At 41.7% G+C, this 690-nt stretch carries 1 protein-coding gene; it reads right to left on the reverse strand.

Features of this window, described 5'->3' with window-relative positions; genetic code table 11:
- Positions 1 to 170: 170 nt before the first annotated feature.
- On the reverse strand, positions 171 to 497 hold the full coding sequence (gene trxA, locus A3729_RS24705) for a thioredoxin TrxA (RefSeq protein WP_068509988.1): 327 nt from the start codon (positions 495 to 497) through the stop codon (positions 171 to 173).
- Positions 498 to 690: the final 193 nt, after the last annotated feature.

Genomic DNA, 690 nt, shown 5'->3' on the forward strand with positions numbered 1-690 from the left:
TTTTGTCGATAGAGTTGCAGTCCCTTGTCCTTGCCATCCATACGAGTGGAAAGGCCACCGGCAAGAATACCGCCATCAATTTGCAGTGTCATGAGATCTAAATCTGATAGGAGAGTAGCGATGTGGCACCCAAGAAGAGTGCCACCTATGCAAAGCGTAAACTAGTGGGCTTACAAGTTGCTGTCAACAAAAGCTGTCAACTGAGATTTTGATAGCGCGCCTACCTTCGTTGCATCAACATTACCATTCTTGAATAGCATCAAGGTTGGAATGCCACGAATATTGAATTTAGGTGGGGTTTGCTCATTCTCATCAATATTTAACTTACATATTTTGATCTTGCCAGCATAGTCGTCAGCAATTTCCTCAAGGACAGGGGCGATCATTTTACAAGGGCCGCACCACTCCGCCCAGTAATCGACAAGTACAGGGATGTCAGAATTTAAAACTTCCGTTTCGAAAGTTGCGTCACTTACATTGATGATGTTATCACTCATGTTTTGATTCCAATAAAAGATTTAGAGAAGCCTGAAAGCATTTGATGCGTTACAATACAGCTATCTCTTAAGAAATGAAAAATCGTAACGAGTAATATATAGCCTTATCAGAGGATTTCAAGGACGTGTTAACTCACAATGATACGAAAGCAGAGCCAAATAGCTGCTCAGACCACATTGCAGCGATAGATTT

The organism is Oleiphilus sp. HI0043, from assembly GCF_001634935.1.